The organism is Streptomyces sp. NPDC052020 (assembly GCF_040680575.1).
Classification (GTDB): domain Bacteria; phylum Actinomycetota; class Actinomycetes; order Streptomycetales; family Streptomycetaceae; genus Streptomyces.
Genome location: NZ_JBFAWY010000039.1, coordinates 1 through 17,039, shown reverse-complemented (window position 1 = coordinate 17,039; position 17,039 = coordinate 1). Strand labels below are relative to the sequence as shown.

Sequence of the window (17,039 nt, the reverse complement as noted above, 5' to 3'; positions counted from 1 at the left end):
CCTCAGGCGAGGGCGAGAGGCGGGACCGCCTGTCCGATGGCCAGCACCCCGCCGTCCAGCCGCAACCACAGGGGGCCGGGATCGGCGCCCAGGGTGCGGCGCAGGGCAGCGGGAATGTAGTCCATGGTCGCGAGCCGCTCGGTGTAGTGGAGGAAGCGGTGGCAGCCGACGGCCCGCAGGGAGGAGCCCAGTGCCGCGGCGGCCACCTCGGGCAGGGTGAAGCCGCCGGGGCCCTCTCCCTGGATCACGTCGATGGCGTCGACGTGCCGGTGGCGCACGCGTTCGGGGAAGAAGCGCGCCGCGAAGTGCCGGTAGAGGACGTACTCGGAGGCGCCGGTCCACTTGCCGGGGTCGGCGGTGCGCAAGAACGCCTGCCAGAAGGGCTCGCCGTGGGCATCCTGGGCGCGCCGGACGAGGTCGCCCAGGACGGTGCGGTCGAAGACCATATGGTGCTGCATGCCGCTGTAGGCGTCCACGGGCAACCAGCCCGGTACCAGTCTCCCGGCGGCCTCCAGCGCCGAGTGGCGGACCGGCAGCCGGTGCGTCCGGGAGCCGGGGTGCCAGGAGAGCGGATAGCCGTAGGACAACAGGGACCTTCCCCGACCGTCGACGAACACCGTGTCCCGCAGGAACACGAAGTCCGCGTCGACCACCAGCACGTGCTCCGGCGCGTCCGCGGGAAGGAGGGTGAAGCACTCCAGTTTCACCAGTTGCTGGAAGTACCACGAGGCGGTGGAGGGATCTCTACCCAGGTCCCGCAGGTACGCGCGCACCATGCTGCCGGCGACGGTGCACCGGCGTTCGTCGTACCACACGATGCGCGGATCGATGTCGCCGCGGGGCCGCTTTGGCACGCGCTGGGCGATCACCTGCATTGTGGTGATGGGGTTCAGACAGTGATCCCGTATGCCCCGCACGCAGACGTCCAGCCCGGGCATGTCCTTCTCCGCGGCCAGGATGACCACGCCGATCGGCGGTAACGCTTTGTCATGATGTCCGCCGGATCGTCCGGTGGCAGCCGTGGGGGCGGGAGCGAAGGCGGGAGGAGCTGCCCGATGCTGCTGCACCCGGCGAACGATAGCAAGGCGGGAACGGTACCCGACGGCACCGTTGACCGTGTCGCCCCGCTCGAGCAACCACCGCGTAGGCCGGGCGAGCCGGTATGGGGCACGCGGCCGGCTCCGGCCTCGGAGCCGGCCGCGTGCCGCGATCGAGCCCGGCTGTCAGCGGTGGCTGCGAAGCCGACCGGGACGGACCGTGATGACGAGCGGCCGCCGCGCCACCGGGTCTACGGCGCCGACCACGACCACTCGGGCCCGCAGCCCAACCGGCGCTGTGCCGAACTGGTCAGCGGCCCGCTGCCGGGCATCACTGGCCGGACACGGGACGGGAAGAAACCACCGTCGGCCATGTGCTCGCCGTCCCGAATTCTCAGCCGGTGCCCCGTTTCGGCCGGATCGACCGTCTTCTCGACCAAGCACCGGATGAGGCATGGGAGCAACGTTCGTGCGGCGACGGCGCCAAGGGTCCGCGCGTCTATGACTGGGCAGCCGGCCAGCTCCCGGTGATCGAGGAGTTCGACAGTGGGCGGTCCACCCATCACCACTGGACGCTGGCCCGGCGCAGCATCAGCAGACCCGATCAGATTGCCTACTACCTCGCATACGCGCCGCCGGTGGGGGCCAGCGTAGACCAACTCGTGCGCGTTGCCGGGCGTCGGTGGGCGATCGAGGAATGCTTCCAGGCTGCGAAGAACGAGTGTGGCCTGGACCAGTATGAAGTCCGCCGCTACGTCGGATGAATGAGGCATATCACCCCGGCCATGCTCGCGCATGCCTTTCTCGCGGTCACCGCGGCCCAAGCGGCGGCAAAGGGGGACGCAGAAACGGTTCCACCATGGCCCCGCTTACCGTGGCAGAAGTCCGTCGGCTGCTGGCAACTGGCCCCGCCCACCGGCCTCGCCCGCCCCTTCGCGTCCATGCGCTGAGTTGGTCGCGATGGCGGCGAAGGGCGTCAGGTCGTGGCCCGGCACTGTCACTACGGACGACGATGTCATTCGTTGGAAGGGCGGTCGGGCAAGACCGCCCTGACGTGCCAGCAGCCAGCTACACCCCCGGTGATGTCGCTGGCCAGGCCAGATGCGAAACGCTGCTGCACTACTAATACTCCAGCAGCGTTTCGCTCTCTTGCCTGGTCGGAGGCTTCGTCCGGAGTGTAGTAGAGGTGGTCGATCCGTGGGCCGAAGACCTGCTGAGACTTGGGCACCGCGAGCACGTAGCCGAGCCGGACTGCTCCAGCGGGCGGCGGAAACGCCCCTCCTGCCCATAGGCGGCGTCCGCGGCCACCCAGGCGAGGGGAAGATCGGAGGCCAGGGAGCGCAGTACGAGGCGCTTGGCCGGCTCTCCCTTGGTGGCGAAGCCGCGCTCGTCGGGGACCTTCGCCGCCCGGCAGCGCTCACGGTCATCCGTCCAGGACTTGGGCAGATACGGTTCCCGGTCCACCAACGTGCGGCCGGCGGCGGAGGTGTAGGCGGCGAAGACACCGATCTGGCGGTTCTCTGTGCGGCCGGCGGTGCCGGAGTACTGGCGCTGCACCCCAGCCGAGGTGGTGCCCTTCTCGAGGAAGCCGGTGTCGTCGATGACGAGTACCCCGTTGTCATCGCCGAGGTGCTTGGCGACGTACGACTGCAGGTCGTCGCGGACGTCGTCAGCGTCCCGGGTCGCTCCGTTCAGCAGTCGCTGGAAGCCGTCGGGCGTGCGGTGTCCGGCAAACTCCGCCGGCTGCCAGGCGTTCTTGCGGCCGACGGGGGCGAGCAGGCCCCGCACATAGTCCCGCATCCGGCGCCGCAGGTCAGCACGGCCAAAGCGGTGACCGATGCAGAGGAAAAAGATCATCGAGTTCTCGTTCCCAGCCAGCGTCCGCATGTTCATCGGTCATGCTGAGAGGCTGTCCGTATCAGAGCTCAGCCACTTTCCCGAGCCACTCGTTGGAGGGGCGGTCAGGCAAGACCGCCCCCGGCACACCACCAGCCCCCTACACTCCGGACGAAGCCTCCGACCAGGCCAGATAGCGAAACGCTGCTGGAGTGCTAGAGCGGGCGGCGGCGCGACGACAGAGCCAGGGAGCGCACCCAGGGTTCGCGGGAGAGCCGCTCGACCCCGCGCCGCGAGAGCGTGCCGGTGACGACGGTACGGTCCGCCGCCCCGGCGTCCACCCCCGCGCCGCGCAGCGTCTCCCGCTGCTCGTCCGTGGGCGCCCGCTCCAGGAGGACGGTCACCAGGAGATCCCTGGCCTCCGGGTCGCCGCCCTCGGCGTCCACGGCGGCCGCGAGGGAGGCGTCGAGCTTTCCGTAGTCCATGGCGGTCGATTGTGCCCCGGAAGTCGGGTACGGGAGGTCACAGACGGGACGCGTCGACGAGGCCGTGCCCCCAATGGGCGTCGAACGCCCCCTGGGCCGCGCCCGGGATCGCCGACGCGTCCGTCAGGGCCGAGCGCACCTTATCGGGGTCCGCGCCTGGGTCGCCCTCCAGGAGCAGCGCGGTGAGCCCGGCGATGAACGGGCACGCCATACTCGTGCCCTGCAGCGCCAGCCGGCGGTCGTCGACCATGAAGGCCCGGAGCTGTCCGACGGCGTCCCGGGAGAGCGCGGAGACGATCATCGCCCCGGGTGCCGCGACGTCGGGCTTGGGCAGTCCGTCCCGGCGCGGCCCCTCGCTGCTGAACCCCGCGATGTCGTCCGCGACCAGCCAGGTCGCCTCGCGCTGCACGCCGTCGACGTCCTGCCACCGGGTACGTGTCGTGGCCGCCGCCACGGTGATCGCCGAGGTCGCTGCGCCCGGCGAACCGATCTTGAGGGCGTCGTGCACGGCCGGTCCGCTGAACTGCGGCTGGGGCCGGGCCTGCTGCCTGCCGAGCATCCACACGTCCGCCGTGCAGCTCGCGCCGCCGACGCCCGCCCCGCGCAGCACGAGCCGCCAGCGCGGCGCCAGGGCGGACGGCGCGGCGGGGGCGGGCTCCACGGCCACGAAGAAGTTGTGGTCCCCGTTGCCCGAGTCGGGCCCCGGCGTCACGATCTGCACGACGCCCTCCGCGAGGGCGTACGCGCGCACCGGCGAGCCGCTCGTGAAGACGGGCTGGAACGCGGTGGACTCGCCCGACGGCGACACGACTGCGACCTCCAGCCGGTCCCCGCCCGCGTACCAGCCGTTCAGCCAGAACAGGTCGGGGAAGCCGCCGACCCGCCCCGGGTGGCAGGGCACCGATCGGGTGGCGCCCTCGGCGACGGTGAGCCGCGCGTGGATGTCGTCCTCGCCCTCGTTGCCGGCGGCGCAGCAGACGATCCGCCCGGGGCCGCTCTCCTCTTCGATGGCGAGGGACATCAGGTCCGTGCCGTCGTGCGCGTCGACATGACCGCCCAGACTGAGGTTGACGACCGCGGGCACGCCCAGCTCGCCCGCCAGGCGGAACACGTACTGGATGCCGTCGATGATGTGCGCGTCCTGGAAGTCCGTGCTGACGGCGACGATCCGCGCCTCGGGAGCGACCCCCTCCGTCCCGGCGGCGATCCCAGCGACATGGGTGCCGTGCCCGTCGCTGTCCCGGGACAGCACGTCCGCGCCGAGCGAGCCGGCGGTCCACTCCGCCCCGTACCGCCCCTCCGGCACCCCGCTCCCGCCCGCCAGCGTCTGGTCCCAGATGCGCTCGATGCGGCCCAGGAACTCCGGATGCCGCGGGTCGATTCCGGTGTCCACCACGCCGATCAGCACACCGTCCCCGGTCCGGTCCGTCCGCGCGCGGAACTCGGGCATGCCGACCTTCGCCTGCGCTAGATCCAGGCACGGCCGCAACTGCGCGGCCGGCACGATCCGGCGCACGCCCGGTTGCGCGGCCAGTTCCTCCAGGGCGTCGAGGGGCACGATCCCGGTACGGACCCGCTGCCCGCCCTCGTTGATCACGAGGTCGCCCGTCCCCGTGGGCGGCGCGTCGGGATCGCACTCCACCGACACGACGATCCTGAGCGGCTTGGCCCGCTGCTCGACGGAGACCAGCCCCATCATTCCCGCTGGCCGGCGCAGTGGGGCGCGTCGACGGCCTTCCTGCACGTAGCGCTCATACGCTGCCGCCAGCGGCGGCGCCAACTTCTCGACGGTCATGACCGTCTCCTTCTTGTGTGTGTCGTGTCAGCGCCCAGTCCTGGAAGCACGGGTGACTCCATAGGTGCCGGAGGTCCGGATCACCCTTCAGGTGGTCGAGCCAGTCGCTGGCTAGCTCGGATGTGCGCACTGACGCCGTGAGATGCGCGAGGGCCAGGGTGGCGGCCTCCTCCGTCTCCGTGGTCCAGTCGTGCTGGTGGTCCTCGGGGGGCCCGATGAGTCGGGCGTAGAAGCAGGCGGCGTTGTACTGGACGAGTCCCGAGATCTGGATGTGCCCCAGTGCCTGACCATCGCCGGCGGGGCGGGCCGGGGAGCCCCGGAAGCGGTGCCTGTCGCCGTACGCGCACGCGGCCTCGAGCCGCTTCTCCGTCTCCGCGAAGTCGCACTGCGTCCGTAGGTTCGCGAGAGAGTGGCGGGGTCTCCCGCTGTACCGGACATGAACGGTGTGCGAGAGGATCGCCGCGTCGACGGCGGCCCTGGTCTGTGCGCGCAGGGTCCCGAACGGCCGGACGAAGTCGCGGTAGAGCCCTCGGGTCTCGCCGTGGATCCAGCGTCCGAGCAGCCGTCGGCCTGTCAGCTGCCCGCGCAGCGTCGTGAGCGCCGAGAGGGACTGCGTGAGGAAGTGCTCTCGCGCCTTCGCCCTGTCCTCCCGCGCCGAATCGGGCACGGCTGCGAGTCCGGCGCCCGTCAAGGCCCTGTCGAGGTGTCCCTGCCAGCCCCCGCTGGCCAACCAGGCGTCCAGCCACTCGTCCACCAGGTCCAGGACGATTCCGACCCGGTAGCGGGGTTGCATCATCGCCGGATACTCCGCGGTGAGCTGCAGATACATCTCCAGGGCCTGGAGATACCCGAAGGGAGTTCCCTCCTTGAGCAGAGCCAGTTCGCAGCGGGCCAGCGCGTTGGCCGGGTCCAGTCGCACCGCGGTCCTGAACTCCCGCTCGGCCTCGCGCCGCTTGCCGCCGTTGTGCAGGAGATCGACGCCGTCCCGGTAGTGCCGCAGCCCGCGCCCGTTCTTGGAGCGCCACTTGGTCCACCGAGGGACGCAGGCGGTGCTCGCCATCGCGAGCTGTGACACGGTGTAGGCCGTCTTGTACACGGCTTCGTCAGGGGTGTCCTCCCAGTAGGTGTCCTGGAGGACACGGCGGTGCGTCGGCTTCTCCGTGATGTTCACGGTGACGCCATAACCTGCCCCGGAGTGCTGGACATGGCCGGTGAGCCGCCAGCCGCGCTGCGGGAAGGCCGACTGCCAGCCCAGGGCGAGGAGTTTGGTAAAGAGGTCCGCCTCCTTGGGCTTGGCCTCGTAGAGCACGGTGGGAAGGCTGAGGACCGGCTCCCCTCCAGGCAGAGGCGGCGGTGTCTGCACCTGCGTGGCGAGGATCGTGCGCATCCTCGCGGTGCAGGTGGCCGCGTCCGGATCGGGCTCGTCCTCCGGGGGATTGGGGTACGTCAGGTCGTCCACCTCGATGGTGATGTGGTCGCCGCGGGCATTGCGTATCTCCAGGAGGCGGACGAAGCCCACGAGCAGCGCGCCAAGGACGATCCAGGTGACGACGCCGGGGGAGAACTGGAAGTCCATGTCCTTCTGCTGTCCGGCGAGGCACCTCCACCCGTCGTCCACCAGGCAGCCGACGGCCAGCTCGATCCCGTCGACGACCGTGGCGTCGATGTTGGTGCCCGTGCGCTCGGCCCGCATGGCCACGGAACCGGCGAGCCAGCTCCACACGCCGAGGAGCGCCACGAGCAGCAGCCGGTTCGTCCACCGGGAGATCGCGGGAGCGAGGAACCACAGGAGCGCGCCGGAGACCGGGACGATCCACAGAAAGATCGTCGGCCACCAGGAGGCGTTCGGGGTTACGTCCATGACCGGGACCTTCACCGTAAGTATGCGGCATATATGTACTATGTACGTTTATGACGTATATGCTGCTCCTGAGGTGGTCCGACCGTCAAGGGTGGGTATGATCATGGGTCGCGGGCCGTCGGATGCGCGCCGGGGATGGCTCAGTCGCGAGCGCGTTCTGCGCGCCGCCCTGACCGTGGCGGACGGCGAGGGGCTGGCCGCCGTGAGCATGCGGCGCGTCGCCGAGGAACTCGGCGTGGAGTCCATGGCGCTGTACCGGTACACGGCGAGCAAGGAGGACCTGCTCGACGGACTCGTCGAGACGCTGTTCCTGGAGCTGGAGGACCGGGTCGCGGCCGCTGGCCCGCGCCCCGGCCTCCGGAGCACGCTGCACGGCCTTGCGCGCGAGATGTACCGGGTCGCGGTGGCGCACCCGAACATTGTCTCGCTGTGCGCCACCCGCCCTCTGATGGTCCCCCTCGCCCGCCGCCCCCACGCGGTGCTGCGCGTCCACGAACGCCTGCTGGCGCTGCTGCTCGCGACGGGTCTGGAGGGCCAGGAGGCGCTACGGGTCTACCGGGCGTTCCTCGCCTGGGTGCTTGGCTACATCGTGATCGACCTGCGTGCCGTCGTCGACGACCCCGACGAACCGGACCCCGCCTTCCGCCTCGGCCTCCACCGCCTGCCGGCCCGCGACCTCCCCATCCTCCGCGCCTACGGCCCCGCCCTCGCCGAACGCGGCGGCGAGGAGCAACTCGCGGCGGGGCTCGACGCGCTGCTCGCCTCGCTGGACCCGGAGGGCGGCTAGATGTGTGCAGTGCGGACAGGTTGGTGACGCGGCCGGCTGGTGGGTGGCCGCCGATGCGGGTGTGGGGGCGGCGGTATTTGTACCGTTCCAGCCAGTCGGGAAACGCCGCCTGCCGTTCGCTGTCTCAGGTGTAGGGCTGGATGTAGGCCCATTCGTCGAGCAGGGGGCGGTGGAAGCGTTCGACCTTGCCGTTGGTCTGCGGTCGCCAGGGCCTGGTCCAGCGGGGGCTGATGCCCAGGTCGCGGCAGGTGTCGCGCCAGGTGTTCTTGGTGTAGGCCCAAGCGTTGTCGGTCAGGACGCGTTCGATCGTGATGCCCTGCTGGGTGAACCAGGCGGCAGCTCGTCGCAGGAAGGCCGCGCAGGTGGCGGCCTTCTCGTCGGGCAGGTCCTCGGTGTAGGCCAGGCGGGTGTGGTCGTCCAGGGCGGTGTGCAGGCAGGCGTATCCGGTGCCGCCTCAGCGGTCCTGGTTGGCCCGGCCGGCCGCCCGGCCGAGGACTTTGTGGCCGCCGCCGTCGGGAATGCGGCCGAGTTTCTTGACGTCGATGTGGACCAGCTCGCCGTGCCGGGCTCGTTCGTGACGGCGCACGGGTTCGCCGGTGGCCCGTCCAGCGTGCTCAGTGCGTAGAGAGCGCGCATGGCGTCCCAGAACTGCTGGGGCCGGGTGGCCTCGCAGCTGGAGCATCGGCGCCCTGTGATCCAGCTACGGGCCGGGTGGTCCTGCTGAGCGGAGCGCTGGGTGTAGCCGTACTCGATCCGGAGCGGTCGGCGGCAGAGCGGGCAGAGGTCGTCGTGAACGAGGTTGGGGTTCATGGGCGGGAGGGTGCACACACCGGCGGCTTACCGTCTCGGGCCCGGCGGCCCGCCTGGCGGGCGGGGCGGTAAAGGTTGGGTGATGACCTCCCGCCCTGCGGGAAGGACCCCGGATCGCGCTTCTTTGCACGTCAGCACCGGGGTTCCATGGCTCGATGATCAGCCAAACGAAGATCCGCCCGGGAGACGGGCGCTATCTCTTCCGCGGCGTGAAGGTCGGCGACGGCCACCGTGCTGCGGGCACGTCGCTGCGCGCCGCCCAGGACGAAGCCGGTGTCCCACCCGGGACCTGGAAGGGCCGGGGCTTGGCCGCGGTCGGCCTGGCGGCCGAGGGCGTGGTGCCGAGCGGCAGGCCGAGTTGCTCCTCGGGGAAGGCCGGCACCCGGACGCCGACCGGATCGAGCGCGAGCTCCTGGCGCAGGGCAAGAGCCCGGCCCGCGCGCGCCCGGCGGGCGACCGTTCTGGGCAGGCCCATCGAGCACAACCGCTCACCCAAGACCGACAAGGCCAAGGAGCGCATCCCCTGGCTCGGCATGCACCTGGTGTTCCGGCCCCGTCGACGGCACACATCGCGCGGGCGCTGGCTGACTACGAGACCCGCCTGGTGCTTGGAGCTGTGCCAGGACATCGCCCGGGACAAGACGCTGGCGTGGATGGAGGATGCGGTCGCCCACATCCGCTGAAAGGCGGCGGCAAGCGCCGCGCCCGGGTCAAGGACGGGCTGATCATCGCGGTCTTCCGGCACTACGAGTCCAGAGCTGCCGAGTCGAAGCCCCTTCTCCACGATCATGCGCTGATTTCGATTCGCGCCCGGCGGCCGGACGACCAGGGGACGTGGGGCAACCTGTCGGCGGACTCGATGCTGGCCCACATCGTCGCTGCTGACACCCCCTACCTCCTCTACTCCATGAAGGAGGTGTCCGCCCGGCTCGGGTGGGCGTGGGAGCCGCGCGAGGTGTCGCCCGGCCGACGGCCCGTCATGGAGATCGCGGGAATCGACCGGCGTCTCATCGGCTGGCAGTCGACCCGCCGCCGGCAGATCGAGGACGCGCTGCCCGTGCTGACGGCCAAGTACGAGGAACGGCAGGGCCATGCGCTGGGGCAGCGGGCCGCCTACGCACTGGCCGGCCAGGCCGCCGACCAGACCCGCCCACCCAAGCGCACGGAGATGCGGTCACTGACCGAGCTGCGCGAACGATGGCGCACCTCGGCGATCCGGGCCTACGGCCCCGACGTCGTCGACCGGCTGGCGCAGCGGGCGCGGGCGGCGGCCGCGGCGGTGTGGGCGCGGGTGTGGCCGGTGGTCGACATCACGCTGGCGGCCGTCGACGTCGTCGCCGTGGTGTACGTGACGCGCGGCGCCTTCGCGCGCCACCATCTGCTCGCCGAAGCTCGCCGCCACCTCTCCTACGTCCTGCGCGGCCGGCCTCACCAGCCCGCCCTGGACGAACGGATTGTGCAGACGGCCGTCGACGACCACACCCGCCCCGTCGGACGCGGCCGCAGGATGACCGCCGACCTGCGCGCCCTGTACCCCAGCGACACCGAGGACCAGGCCATGCTGCGCCCGCTGACCCGCAGCCGCGCGGCGGCCCGGTACGAGCGGGCTCGCCTCGCCCCTGACGCGCTGGCCGCCCGGGTCCGTGCCGCGCGGCGAGCGGAGCGCCTGGGCTCCCGCACCCCGCCCGTACGCCGTCGCGGTGCCCGCCGCCTCGAGGTCGCACCCGCGGCCGTTCCGCGTCGGCCGGAAGGACGGCCGCCTCCTGGAGCCGGAGACCGGATTCGACGTCGACGCGGTGGAGCAGACCCGTCAGACCCTCGGAGCCGCCGCCGCGCAGGTGGCGGCCACGCTCCAGGACAGTCGACGGGCACGCGAAGCCGCCCACGGCCCGCGTCCGCAGCCCGCCCCGGCAGCGGTCCCGCCGCCGCACACCCAGCAGCCCGGCACCCAGAACACACCGGGCCGGAACCCCACTGGAGGAGTCGCGTGAGCACCCCGGAAGAACGCCCCAACCCAACGACGAGCTCGCCCGCGCCCATGCCGCCCGCGCGCAGATGGCCGCCGCGCTCGAGAAGGTTCAGGAGCCCGGGGCCGCCGAGCCCCTGGGATGGCAGCCGGTCTGGTAGCGGCCCCGAACGCCGAAGTCCAAGGCGGCGCAGAAGGCGGAGCTGCGTAGGCAACGGGGGCGGCTGAAGGCCGCCGGACGGCGCCGCCTTGCCGCCGGGCAGTCGCGCCGGCCCCGGCCCTGGCAGAACCGTCTCGGCAACGCGGCCGCGCGCCGCGACGCCCGCGCCCTGTCCCGGATGCGGCACTCCACCGCCTGGCTGTGGTGACGATGCCCGGCACCGTCCACTGAGTGGAGTCCACTCGATGCCGCGCATCGCCACCGGATGCAGAACATCGAGTGCGCTCCACCCGATGGACTCCACCGAGTGGAGCCCACTCTCCGGTGCGCCGGACGACGATGGACTCCACCGTGATGCGCACCGCGATGGTGCGCCACCGCGTCCAGCACCGCACCACTCCGACGATGCCCGGGCACTCTCGCGCGCCCCGGCGCGCCGCACCCGACGCTCCGCACTGGTGTGCCCGCCGCCGGGTGCGGCCGGACGCGCGTGACCCCCTTGCCCGGCTCCGTCACACCCCCTTGTCCAGCTCTGCTACCGCGACGTTCCCCCTTACGATCGCCGGTTTCGGCTGGCGAGCAGGTCCCGGTCAAGGGGGCGTGTGATAAAGGCGCCCCGCTGTAGCGCGCGCCTCGGTGCGGTGCGGTGCGGTGCGGTGCGGTGTGGTGGACGACGGCATCAAGGAACCGGCGGTAGCTCTGGGCGCGGTCCTCGGCGCTGCCGGCCCGGACGACGCCGACAGGACGATAGCGGCCCAGGGCGGCTCCGGTGATGGTGCCGGCGGCACGGACGACGGCGGGGGTGAGAGGGGCCATCCCAACGTTCTGCAGCCGGGGCCCGGCCTGCCCGGTGGTTTCGGGGCGTTGCTGCCGTAGCCCCTTGTCGCCGAGTACGGCGTCGTATCGGCGCCGGGGGACGTCCGGGCTTGCCGGCCACGGGCGGGATGCCCTCGGCCAGGGCCAGGGTGACGTCGTTGAGGTTGGCAGCGGTGCTGATGACCTCGAACGGGGTGCCCTTCCCGTCACAGATCAGACATCCGATGGCGTCAAGCGGTCAAGCCGCGGCCGTAAGGACGGGCTCGGGACGGGTGGGGAAAGCGATGGTTTCATCGTAGTGGACGCGTTCGCCGAGGCGGTGGTGCAAGCACCCGACCATGCGGTTGAAGAGATTGACGGGGTGGCATGTCCGCTTCCTCGGCGTGACGTGCAGGTGATCGTCCCAGCCGGGCAGGAGGTCCACCTCGTCGGCCCGGACGGCGGGGGCGCTGATGGGGCTTCTGTTCGCCGACAAGGGTTTCAGCATCGTCGGGCCGAGGTAACGGAGCAGCCGGTCGAACTGCCCCGGTCGCGGTCCGACCCGCAACACCCCAGCTGTACAAGACGGATGCTTGCGGAACATGCTTCAGGCTTTATCTGTCTGCCAGATATGCTTATCGCCCAAGCTGGCCTTGAGGGCTTGCTTGAAGAATGTCAGGACGGTCTCGCGGTCGCCGGAGCCGACGTTGCCGAGCTCCAACTGGATCAGGACGGCAGCGATCGTCGATCCCCCCTGCATGTTATTGATCTGGATCTGGATATTTTGGTGGGTTTTGCTGGGTTTCTGTCTATCAATGCGAGTAAATTCCCCACGGGTAATTTCTCCTTGACTTCCCCATAGCGAGGCAAAGTCCAGCTTCTTGCTGTCGATTAGGTCTTCGGCGTCCTTCAAAATTTTCTTGCTGGGCTGAGGGGGGTAGTTGGGGATCTCGCCGCCTTGCTTGTTCTTGATTTCGACTGCCAGCGTCATTGATTTGACTCCTTCTTTGTGTGCCCGCCTGGATTTGCTATGCATCGCCATGGATTCCGGTTCTCCGAAACCATTGCAGCGGTGATCTGCGGCCAGAGCGGAACCGGAACCGGCCCTGCAACACGGCCCCGGTGTAGTTCCGGTTTGATGCGGTAAGTGTGGCTTGGGGGATGAGCGTCTTCAACTCGGTCACTGATCGGGTGATGTGGCGGCTTGCGCTGGTTGGCGGGGAGAACGGGCAAGACTCCCGTGCTGTTGAGAGGGACGCCTGAAGTCTCAACTCACCAGCCAGGGAGCCTTGATGGTCACCTGTCCTTGCGCACGCGACCCGCCGCACGCGCTCGTGGAAACGGTCATGATATTGATCGTCCTCCGAGAGGGTGACCGGCGGTGCAAGCTGTGCCTGCCCCGGGGGTGCGCTGGTCGCAGTGGTGCACCTGCCGCCTTCTGGCGATGTTGCCGAGTAGCGCGGTGCCGTCGCGCTCACGAACACTCCTGTCACTCATCCCGCTGCCATACGCACCACGTCACGGTGTCCGGGTCGGTGAGGCGGGCTGTCAGGTCGGTGACGACCGCCCGTGCGGAGTCCCGCCGTGACGTGCGGACCGCGTGGATCCCGTCCGGGTGGAGGCCGTGTCGCTGGTGGATTTCCTGTCGCGGATGAGCGCCGTCTCTGGTGCCTACGTCGGTCCCGATGGGCTCGCACCGCGCCCCACGCCACGCCACAGGTCGCCTGTTCGTGCTGCGGGACAGGTGCCGAGCAGTCGGTTGTGTGCAGGTGGCAGAGGGAGCGCAGCACCTGCTCCGGTGGCCCCCAGGCAGAGGCGAGCCGACGCAGTGCTGCGCGGTGTGCGGCGCACCGTTTCGGTCTCGTCGTTGATGGTCGGCCTACGCCCGTCCGGCGGTCAATACCCTTGCGAATGGCTACGTAACAGTCCAACATCTCGCCACGCCTATTTCCTGATGTAATACATCCGATGCCACAACTCACCCGAATAAGTGACAGCGCGCGGAGGTGAACCGACGCACACGAAGACGGGAGCCACGCCGGAGCGTGATACCTGTGACGGGGGGCTGGCAACCGGCAGAGAAGCGATCCTTTGATCGCAAGAGCGCCCCTCCGTACCAGTACCAGCGCACTTCACCCGGCGCAACCAAGAACCGGAACCTCCCGGTCGACGTCCGCCGCTCCCGTTCGACCCGGCAACGCTCTGCGAGAGGGCATCCGATAGGCATCTCGGCCAAGAGGGCGTGCCGAAACAGCGCCGCTGCGCTGTGACGTGCTCCCGCACGCCCCACGCGGCAGGGATTCGCTCACGCCCTGCCAAAGCATGTATGTCAGTAGTACAAACGGCCCCCGGCGCGGGGTAACACGTGGAGGTATTCCTATGAACGCCATTCGTAAAATCGCCACCACGCTCGGGGGCGTCACCCTGGCTGTCTCGGGCGTCTTCTTCGCGCCCCGCAGCCCAAGCCGACACCAACGCCTGCCTGAACTACTTGTAAAACCAGGGATACTCCTACAACATCGACCACTTCTACGGCTGCTACCACGCGAAGAGCGACTGGATGCTGTGCTACGGCATTCTGAGGGACGCGTACGTCCACCCCGGCGTCGCTGCACGAGCCTGTGACTTGGGCGCAGCATAAGACCCTACGCCATGAGACGAATGCGCCACCGACCACCACGGGCTCGGCGGCCGGAGCGGCGGGGAGGCGCTCGGCGGCGGGCCGCGCGGGCGGGGGTGCCAGGTCGGTGTCCAGTGTGCGGGAGGGGTCGGCGGCGGGTCCGGTGCCCGGCGGGCGGTCATCTCCGGATCCTTTCGCAGAGAGCTCTCAGGGGAAGGAGTCGACGCCGGTCCGGCCTCGCGACGGCCTCCTTGTCCGCCTGGTCGGACCGCTTGCCGGAGGCGCTCGTACGCCGTCGGCCGATGCGCCCCGGGGCGGGACCCTGGATGCGACCCGGATCGGGATGACCTGGGGACCGCATCGGACGCCGGTATAGGGTCCGGCTTCGCTCAGGCCCCTCGGTAGGGAAGTAGCCGACGTGCCCGCCTCCTCTTGACCGGGCCCGTGACGTGCGGCCTCCCCGGCCGCGGACAGGCGAGTGAGGCAAGTTGCAGGGCAGTCAGCCGGAGCCTCTTGCCGGGTGGTCTGCGGGTTTCCCCGGCTCGCCTTCGCCAGGCCGTGCCGGGCTGACCGTGGTCAGGGTCCGGGATCCCCTGCGACTTCCTCTGCGGTATCTCCTGGGGCATCTGCTGCGTTCCCGGCCGGTCCTCGCGTCTGCGCAGGTCACCAGATGTGCTCAGCATGTTTGGGGTCGCCGACATCCCGCTCTGCCCGTTCCGGCCTGGTGGAAAGGGGTGGGGCGGGCGTGCGGGGCGCGGCTGGGGGGGGCGGGTGGGCGAGAGCTGGTTGCGCGTTGGGCTGGACCCGTTGCGTCGTGCCCGGCCGGAGACGGCCGGGCGGGGGTGTTGCGCCACGGTGTTGCGGTGACGGGACAGAAGGCTCTGGCTGACAGCAACGAGCTTCCTCCCCGGCCGAAGGCTGGCACCGGAGCAAAGGCCGTTCGCGCCGGGATCGGTCCGCACGGCGTCGCGGTGACCGGACACGATCCTCGCCTTCGGCGGCCGCGAACATCTGATCGGCTGGCAGATGGATTTCAACCGTTCTGGCAGCGCCACCGCTACACCCCCTCAAAGACCTTCCCGCGGCGGTATGTCGTCCTGGCGGGAAAGGAGGAGCCCCTGCTCGGGCAACTGCCTGAAGGCGCTCGCCGACGACGTGCAGGGCATCGCCGTCGCGGTGTGGGTGAACACCCTGCCCCGGCTCCAGCGGGGCGAGCCCTGGTACGGGATCGGCGTTGACGACCCGGACCGGCGCCGCCGGCGCGCTACCCCGAACCCGTCAGCCGCTGACGGCGCGCGCGACGCCGGGCACGCCCCCGCACCCAGGGGGCTGCCCGACGTCCGGTCCGGGGGCGCAACGGGGGCAGAAGACCTCATGCCACCGCGTGGGACGTGCAGGCCCTCTCGGGCCAACTCGGCTGTGGCCATGCGCCCGCTATCGCGCCCGCCAGTCCGATGTTCAGTGAACGTTATGCTGCGCCGAGGTCACAGGCTCGTTCGGCATGGAGGAAGTACACGTCGCCGTTCCATACCAGTTGGTAGTAGCACTGCGACCAGTCTCCCTCTTCTGCGTAGTGACAGGCGCCGATGCGGACGTAGTTGAGGGAATAGCCCTGGCTTTGCAGGTAGTCCAGGCAGTCGCGGGCGTTCGCTTGGGCAGCGGGGGCGGTGAGGAGGACGCCCGAGGCGGCCAGGGTGAGGGTTCCGAGCGTGGCGACGACCTTGCGGGTGAGGTTCATGGGGAGCCTTCCACGTGGTGTCCGTGTAGGAGTCGTTTTGTGTTACGGGTATGCATGTCTTGGCAGGTGACAGGCGAATCCCGGCCGTGGGGGCGTGCGGGAGCACGTCACAGCAGAGTGCTTGTGGCATCACGCCACTCGAATCGCGACAAGCGGGTGGCACGATCAAGGTAAAGGTCTTGCTGCTGTCTGCCCGCACCGATACACCGTCAAGGACCGCAAGCCGCGGCCGGTGCCCGCTACGACAGCGGCGCGTAGGAAGCCGCCGGGCCGATCGTCACCAGCGCCGAACCCGGCCCGGGATCGGCCTGCGTCGCGAGGCACCACAGGCCCGGCAGCAGGTCACCGCTCTGCAGGCCCTTCAGCGATGGCCTGGCTGCTCTGGCTGGCAATCCGGACTGGTGACACGGTACGGCGGCGAGGTCACCGACGATGGAGCCGTAGTCCCAGACAACGGGATGGGGCCGGGCTGCCGCCTGCTGTTCGCGTTCCCATGTCGAACCGGGCGTGCCGGCCCGACAAGGACGCGGACGATCTCGATGTGAGAGGCGACGGGGAATCGAGTAGGGCTCGCCAGGCGGCGACGTGCAGGGGCGGACGACAGCTCGTCGAGGGTGTAGTGGGCCGTACCTCGCAGGAGTAAGTTGCCCCGGCGAGCCGTGCGCATCGCGGCCCGCCGTCCCAGGAGTGGCCGACTACGACCGGCGCCCGAGGCAGGCCGCGCGGACACGCGCGCTACGTGCGCTCCCCCTCTCACCCGTTCGAGTGATGCGGTTGTCTGTGCGGGCGCCTCTACGGATGACGGCTCGGCGGGCTGCGTCCGGTCCCTGATGGCGGCCGGATACCGCGCTCGCCCGTGCGACGCGGAGGAGGCAGCAATGACGACACGGCGCCGACTGCTGGCCGAGGGCTGCCACATGAGCCGACCCACTCAGCGGCGGATCGTTCACTTCCTGCGTCGGCAGCTCGACGCCCGAGGCCTGTCCGACGTCGCCGTGGCCGCCTCGGACGAGAGCTACTACCAGCAGGCCGTCACCACCTGGGAGCACCTGGCCGAGCACGGCGCGGACCGCTACGTCGGCCAGGTGAACACCCACGGCTACATGAAGAACGACGACGGCGGCTGGCGCACCGGCCTGTACCGCCGCG

General features: G+C 70.2%; 13 protein-coding genes and 3 pseudogenes. 6 read left to right on the top strand and 10 right to left on the bottom strand.

From position 1 onward, the window contains the following. Positions 1-2: 2 nt before the first annotated feature. Positions 3-965, bottom strand: coding sequence for a hypothetical protein (locus AB0L74_RS29200; RefSeq protein WP_365658749.1), 963 nt, complete (start codon positions 963-965; stop codon positions 3-5). Between the two features lie 446 nt (positions 966-1,411). Between AB0L74_RS29200 and AB0L74_RS29195 the strand changes: the two genes are divergently transcribed. Then, positions 1,412-1,801, top strand: coding sequence for a hypothetical protein (locus tag AB0L74_RS29195; RefSeq protein ID WP_365658746.1), 390 nt, complete (start codon positions 1,412-1,414; stop codon positions 1,799-1,801). Between the two features lie 358 nt (positions 1,802-2,159). Here the strand turns inward: AB0L74_RS29195 and AB0L74_RS29190 are convergent, their stop codons facing one another. The 4 genes from AB0L74_RS29190 to AB0L74_RS29175 form a co-directional block, all read right to left on the bottom strand. Further along, the gene (locus AB0L74_RS29190) at positions 2,160-2,924 is read right to left on the bottom strand and encodes an IS701 family transposase (protein ID WP_365658842.1); all 765 of its coding nucleotides are present in this window, start codon (positions 2,922-2,924) and stop codon (positions 2,160-2,162) included. 164 nt (positions 2,925-3,088) lie between these two features. Next, entirely contained in the window at positions 3,089-3,358 is a 270-nt protein-coding gene (locus tag AB0L74_RS29185) for a hypothetical protein (protein ID WP_365658743.1), read from the bottom strand. A gap of 37 nt (positions 3,359-3,395) precedes the next feature. Further along, positions 3,396-5,153 carry a S8 family serine peptidase gene (locus tag AB0L74_RS29180; RefSeq protein ID WP_365658740.1) on the bottom strand — a complete coding sequence of 586 codons (1,758 nt, stop codon included), beginning with the start codon at positions 5,151-5,153 and terminating at the stop codon, positions 3,396-3,398. Then, positions 5,110-7,014, bottom strand: a complete 1,905-nt coding sequence (locus AB0L74_RS29175; protein WP_365658737.1) for a hypothetical protein — start codon at positions 7,012-7,014, stop codon at positions 5,110-5,112. The genes AB0L74_RS29180 and AB0L74_RS29175 overlap by 44 nt, the downstream gene beginning before the upstream one ends. A gap of 103 nt (positions 7,015-7,117) precedes the next feature. Between AB0L74_RS29175 and AB0L74_RS29170 the strand changes: the two genes are divergently transcribed. Continuing rightward, positions 7,118-7,801, top strand: coding sequence for a TetR/AcrR family transcriptional regulator (locus AB0L74_RS29170; RefSeq protein ID WP_365658735.1), 684 nt, complete (start codon positions 7,118-7,120; stop codon positions 7,799-7,801). A 16-nt stretch (positions 7,802-7,817) separates the two neighbouring features. Here AB0L74_RS29170 and AB0L74_RS29165 read toward each other — a convergent pair. Next, positions 7,818-8,390, bottom strand: a pseudogene (locus AB0L74_RS29165) (DDE-type integrase/transposase/recombinase); the annotation flags it as partial. A gap of 376 nt (positions 8,391-8,766) precedes the next feature. On the opposite strand from AB0L74_RS29165, the gene AB0L74_RS29160 reads away from it, so the two are divergent. Then, on the top strand, positions 8,767-9,294 hold the full coding sequence (locus tag AB0L74_RS29160; protein WP_365658732.1) for a hypothetical protein: 528 nt from the start codon (positions 8,767-8,769) through the stop codon (positions 9,292-9,294). After that, positions 9,261-10,805, top strand: a complete 1,545-nt coding sequence (mobF, locus tag AB0L74_RS29155; protein ID WP_365658729.1) for a MobF family relaxase — start codon at positions 9,261-9,263, stop codon at positions 10,803-10,805. Before AB0L74_RS29160 ends, mobF begins: the two co-directional genes overlap by 34 nt. 986 nt (positions 10,806-11,791) lie before the next feature. Here mobF and AB0L74_RS29150 read toward each other — a convergent pair. Then, complete coding sequence (locus tag AB0L74_RS29150; protein WP_365658726.1) at positions 11,792-12,136, bottom strand: hypothetical protein; 345 nt, start codon at positions 12,134-12,136, stop codon at positions 11,792-11,794. Between the two features lie 3 nt (positions 12,137-12,139). Beyond that, positions 12,140-12,523, bottom strand: a complete 384-nt coding sequence (locus tag AB0L74_RS29145; RefSeq protein WP_365658723.1) for a hypothetical protein — start codon at positions 12,521-12,523, stop codon at positions 12,140-12,142. A gap of 301 nt (positions 12,524-12,824) precedes the next feature. Between AB0L74_RS29145 and AB0L74_RS29140 the strand changes: the two are divergent. Then, positions 12,825-12,923, top strand: a pseudogene (locus tag AB0L74_RS29140) (IS5/IS1182 family transposase); the annotation flags it as partial. A gap of 2,697 nt (positions 12,924-15,620) precedes the next feature. Here AB0L74_RS29140 and AB0L74_RS29135 read toward each other — a convergent pair. Together AB0L74_RS29135 and AB0L74_RS29130 are read right to left on the bottom strand one after the other, a co-directional pair. Then, positions 15,621-15,890 (bottom strand): hypothetical protein, encoded by a 270-nt coding sequence (locus AB0L74_RS29135; protein WP_365658721.1) that lies wholly within the window; start codon positions 15,888-15,890, stop codon positions 15,621-15,623. Between the two features lie 239 nt (positions 15,891-16,129). Beyond that, positions 16,130-16,282, bottom strand: coding sequence for a hypothetical protein (locus AB0L74_RS29130; protein ID WP_365658718.1), 153 nt, complete (start codon positions 16,280-16,282; stop codon positions 16,130-16,132). 486 nt (positions 16,283-16,768) lie between these two features. On the opposite strand from AB0L74_RS29130, the pseudogene AB0L74_RS29125 reads away from it, so the two are divergent. Continuing rightward, positions 16,769-17,039: pseudogene (locus tag AB0L74_RS29125) on the top strand (hypothetical protein); the annotation flags it as partial.